At 66.8% G+C, this 4,662-nt stretch carries 6 protein-coding genes; 2 read left to right on the top strand and 4 right to left on the bottom strand.

The features are described 5' to 3' along the window. On the top strand, window positions 1–1,162 hold a 1,162-nt coding region (locus tag IEZ09_RS45630; RefSeq protein ID WP_189260101.1), incomplete at its 5' end, for a reverse transcriptase/maturase family protein. A gap of 290 nt (window positions 1,163–1,452) precedes the next feature. On the opposite strand, the gene IEZ09_RS45625 is transcribed toward IEZ09_RS45630, so the two are convergent. From IEZ09_RS45625 to IEZ09_RS45615, 3 genes are all read right to left on the bottom strand, one after another. Further along, window positions 1,453–1,722 (bottom strand): hypothetical protein, encoded by a 270-nt coding sequence (locus IEZ09_RS45625; RefSeq protein WP_189260100.1) that lies wholly within the window; start codon window positions 1,720–1,722, stop codon window positions 1,453–1,455. A 132-nt stretch (window positions 1,723–1,854) separates the two neighbouring features. Beyond that, entirely contained in the window at window positions 1,855–2,100 is a 246-nt protein-coding gene (locus tag IEZ09_RS45620) for a hypothetical protein (protein WP_189260099.1), read from the bottom strand. A gap of 28 nt (window positions 2,101–2,128) precedes the next feature. Further along, the gene (locus IEZ09_RS45615) at window positions 2,129–3,034 is read right to left on the bottom strand and encodes a trypsin-like serine peptidase (protein ID WP_189260098.1); all 906 of its coding nucleotides are present in this window, start codon (window positions 3,032–3,034) and stop codon (window positions 2,129–2,131) included. Window positions 3,035–3,307: 273 nt separating this feature from the next. Here IEZ09_RS45615 and IEZ09_RS45610 point away from each other — a divergent pair, with 273 nt between their 5' ends. After that, window positions 3,308–3,592: a hypothetical protein gene (locus tag IEZ09_RS45610; RefSeq protein WP_189260097.1), complete on the top strand. Its 285-nt coding sequence runs from the start codon at window positions 3,308–3,310 to the stop codon at window positions 3,590–3,592. 158 nt (window positions 3,593–3,750) lie between these two features. Here the strand turns inward: IEZ09_RS45610 and IEZ09_RS45605 are convergent, their stop codons facing one another. Then, a complete protein-coding gene (locus tag IEZ09_RS45605; RefSeq protein ID WP_189260096.1) occupies window positions 3,751–4,542 on the bottom strand; it encodes a trypsin-like serine peptidase in 792 nt (263 codons plus the stop codon). Window positions 4,543–4,662: the final 120 nt, after the last annotated feature.

The raw sequence follows: 4,662 nt of genomic DNA, 5'->3' as shown, positions 1-4,662 counted from the left end.
GGCTCCCCAGGGCGGGGTGGCCTCCCCGATCCTGTCCTCGATCTACCTGCACAAACTGGATCAGCTCGTCGAAACAGTGCTGATTCCGGAATACACCCGAGGGAACCGCAGGGCACGCAACCCCGCCTACCTGGACCTGCAAAACCAGCTGGCCAAGGCCCGACGACGTGGTGACCGCCCATCGGCGCGAGCACTGCGGCGGCGAATGGTCAGTCTGCCCAGCGCCGACCCGGACGACCCGGGATACCGGCGGTTGCGGTATTGCAGGTACGCAGACGACCATCTGCCTGGGTTCACCGGACCGAAGACCGAAGCCGCGGAAATCAAACAGCGCCTGGCCGAGTTCCTGCGCGACGAACTCAAGCTCGAACTCTCCCAGGACAAGACGCTGATCACCCACGCCCGCACAGGCGCGGCCCGATTCCTCGGCTACGAGATCACCGTCCAGCACAACGACACGAAGAAGACCGGCCGTTACCGACGCGTCAACGGCCAGGTCGCGCTGCGGGTGCCGCTGGACGTGATCAAGGCCAAGTCAGCCCTCTATCTGCACCGGGGTCAACCCGCCAAGCAGACGGCCCTAACCAACGGTGACGACTACACCATCGTTTCCGTCTACGGGGCCATCTACCGGGGCATCGTCCAGTACTACCTGCTGGCCGGAGACGTCTATCGGCTTCACCGGCTGCGCTGGGTCATGGAGACCTCCATGCTCAAGACCCTGGCCGGCAAGCATCGCTCACCGGTGTCGAAGATGGCGGCCAAGCACAAAGCCAAGATCCAGACACCGCACGGGCTACGCACCTGTTTCGAGGCACGCATCGAACGCGACGGCAGGCAGCCACTGGTCGCCCGGTTCGGCGAAACACCACTCCACCGGAAGAAGATGGCGACGGTCGTCGATCGCCAGCCGATCCGGGTTGACTATCCGCACAAGGAGCTCATCACGCGGCTCCTCGCGGACACCTGCGAGATCTGCCAGCAATCGGGCGAGGTTCAGGTTCACCACATCCGCAAGCTTGCAGATCTCGGCAAACACGGACCATTCCAGCCCTTGTGGGCCAAGACCATGGCGAACAGGCGACGCAAGACTCTCGTGGTCTGCGCTTCCTGCCATGACCAAGTCCACGCTGGACAGTCAGCCGCACCGCTCACGCAGTAGTCACTGGAGAGCCGGATGATCGGGAAACCATCATGTCCGGTTCGGCGGGAGGCCGCGCGGAAAAGGATCAACCCACGGCTGACACCTCGCTGCGCGGCCGACCCATCCCGCGCTGCTGCACTGGTTCCGCCGCCTGCGGATCCGCTGGGAGATCCACGACGACATCCACAAAGCCTTCCTCAGCCTGGCCTGCGGCATCATCTGCTGGCGCCGACTCCGCAACCACTCATTGAATTAGGAGTTCTAAGCCTCTGCGCCGATGTCCACCGGCGCCCGTCGTACCCATGCGCTCACAACTCGCCGCAACAGGTCTCCGGCGATGTCCGTATAGATCTCCGCAGCGTCTCCAGCGCGCGGCCCAGTGTCCGATCCGCGCGCATCCGGATGAGGGCCTGCTGCCGAGGACCCGATCGCAGGGTCCATGCCCACCGGTCGCCGCTCAGGACCCGGTCGAAGTCCGCGAGGACCGGATCCAAGACCTCGTCGGCGACCTCGCGAGACAGCCCGCGGACGAAGTCACGCGGCGCGACCACGCCGGACAACGCGGCCTTCTCGTGCACCTGCCGCACCAGCTCCGCGGGTGCCGCGGCGGGCTCCAGGCGACTGGTGAAGCAGGATCGCTCCTCAGGCGACCTCTGTTGCCACGACTGCGCGATCAGCCGACCATCGCATCGACATCGGGTCCGGTCATGTCAGACCACCTCGGGCTCGATTCGTTCGCGGAGTGTCTCGACGGCCTCACGAGCCGCCTCGTAGCCGACGTAACCCAGCTCCTGCTTTTCCTCGAGCAGTTTTCGTGCGTCGTCGACCAGTGCCTTCGGCGGTTCGGCACCGGGCGGCAGCAGCGCGACTGCGACGTCCTCTTCTGTAGGTGGCTCCAGGTTCACGACCGAGCCGCGAAACTCATCCGGCGACGTCTGCGGCCAGCCGACGAGCACCAGGCGTAGCGACGGGCAATCCCGGAGGTTACTGACCAGCCCCAGCAGCAGGTTGTTCAGCCCCGGACTGCTCCGTTCCGTTCGCCCGGTCGAGCCCTTCGACCACCAGCCACAGCGGCTTCCCGCCCGCCAGACCCTCCAGTCGCGCCGCCAGCACGGGCGCGAGCTCTTGGCGCACCTCGCTGTGCAGCGTGGTCACTCCCGGGGTGTCGGGTAGGTTGAGCTGCGCGGACAACGTGCCCAGCACGCGTTGCGCGAACGTCACCGGGTCGTCCTGCAGCGCGTTGGTCGTGCCGAGCGCCCGCACGCGGCCGGTCGTCTTCACCAGTTCCCGCACGATGGTCTTGGTGTCCCCCAGAGCGCTGCCGGGAGCACCTCGAATGATCAGCAACCGGTGATCGCCAGCCTTGTGCGGCATCGCCGCCCGCCAGACCCTTCGCTGCAGATCGCGCTGACCGATCACAGGCGGATACGGCAGGTACGGCAAATCGTCCGAGAGCACATCGAGCTCGTCCAGCTTGACCGACCAGTGCCGGACCGGCACCGCGTGGTTGCGGTCGAGCGCCTTGACCTGCCTGACGTCCCGGTAGTGCTCCAACTGCCGAAGGCCGCCCTGGTGCAATGCGACGATCTTCCAGTCACTGTCGAACACGGGGGCGCCGGAGGAGCCGCCGAGCGTGTTGGCGTCGCGCGGGAAGCGCACGACCGGCGAGCCGAGCTGCTGGGCGAGCTGACCGATGGACCAGAGCAACGGTTCGGGCTGGCCGGAGTTCTGGGCCCGGTGGTGCAGGACGTGGATGTCGAACGGCTGGGACGGCGGGTCGGTGAGCAGCATCGGGTTCTCCGGCTGCTCTCTCGGCTCCGCCAGCCGGATGATGGCGAGATCCCACGGGCCGGAGGCGTTGATGCCTTCGATGTCCTCGACGTCGAACAACTCCTCGGAGAGTTCGCACGGTGTCGGCCTGCCACCCCAGGCGAGCCGTTCTCGTGCAGGCTTGGTTCGTCCGGCGGGCTCTGCGGCTGTTCGTCCAGTCGCGGCAGGTAGTCCTCGAAGTACTTGAACGTCAACTTCAGCAGACTCAAGCTGTTCGGCTTGGCTGTCAGCGTGCCGTCGCTCTGGCATTCGACGAGTTTCCACACGACATACGCCGAGGTTGCCACCAGCGTGGGGCGCACCAGCACACCGGTTCCAGCGTGCTTGCCGTCGATGTCGATCTGGCACACGTGCTCGCACGCGCGGCCCATCAACACGCTGGACTGGAATGCGTTCCTCGGCCGGAACCTGCCGTTGTGGAAGGCCTGCAGCTGGTACGCGGACGAGCCGAGGATCTCCCGCACCCGGCGGCCGAAGCCTGGCTCGGTGAGTTCCGCGTTCATCAGCCCGCGGGGAACGCGCGCAACAACCCGGAACTGCGGGGTGGTGCTCAACGCCTCCAGCAGGAACGTGTCCGCGTCGAGGCTGGTGCTGCGCACGAGGTGGAACATCCGGTAGCGGTTGCGCAACCGGTCCCAGAGATCGTCGATCTTCAGCCAGTCCTTCTTGACCGCGGCAGCGAGCGCGAGCAGGGCGGGATCCCCTCGGCCCTGCTCGTCCACCGGCGCGGCAACATCAGCCTCCGATGGGCGGCAGCACCGCGCTCAGATTCGCGGTCATGCGTTCCAGCGTATGGGCCCAGTTCTGGCGGAGGTGCTTGCCCGCGAAATGCGGGCCGAGGACCGTGCCGCCGTCGCTGGCGAGGTCGACGACCGCTGAGCCGGAGTTGCCGCCGAGCGCGTGCTGGCGTCGTGGGTCAGCACCCAACCGCGCGGATCGTGCGGGACATCGCCGACGGCCATGATCTCCCCTGGCGCCAGGCGTTTGAAGCTCTTCACACCGTGGAAGACCTTGGCGAACAGGTCCTGCGTCGTCGAGTGCTCGGCGCCCGGATAGCCGACGAGATAGATGCTGCGCCCCGGACTCGCCAGCCCGCCACGGGTGAGCGGGTCGTCGCCCCGCGCCACCTTGACCGGTTCGGGGAACGCCCGGCTCGGCACGGGTTCCAGCTCGAGGATCGCGAGGTCGAGGCCATCGAAGTTGAGCGACCGATCCTCCGGGTGCGCGTGTTCCTTCGCGCCTTCCCTACCGACACTCACCACCCTGCGGATCGGGAACCGCCGCTCGGGGATCGGCCTGCCCACCTCGTGTCCGAAGTGGACGGCCGCGCCGGTGTTCAGCCGTCCCGCGAAGCTCCCGTCCTTGCGGCCACCTCCGGGTGCGATCGCTTTGAGGACGTGCAAGTTCATGGCCACGAGCCCGTCCGCGAGCATCCAGGCCGTGCCCTGGTAGCCGAGCGATCCCGCGACCGGATCGTCAACCCGGCCGACGGCGCGGCACACCTCGCGGATGGCGGTCTCGTTGCGGGACAGAGTGGCCGCGTAGTTGCCGACCGACGGTGCCGTCATTTCGATGAAGTCGTCCTCCACAAAGAGGACGGGCCGTGAGCCGTCAGATCGGATCACTGCCTCTAGACCCGTCTTCCGCACATCGGAGTGGGTGATCTGATCAGGCAGCCGGTGGTTGTC

The sequence above is a fragment of the Lentzea flava genome (assembly GCF_014648475.1).
Lineage (GTDB): Bacteria > Actinomycetota > Actinomycetes > Mycobacteriales > Pseudonocardiaceae > Lentzea > Lentzea flava.
The sequence above is the reverse complement of the archived record's forward strand: the minus strand, read 5'-3'. Positions and strand labels throughout refer to the sequence as shown.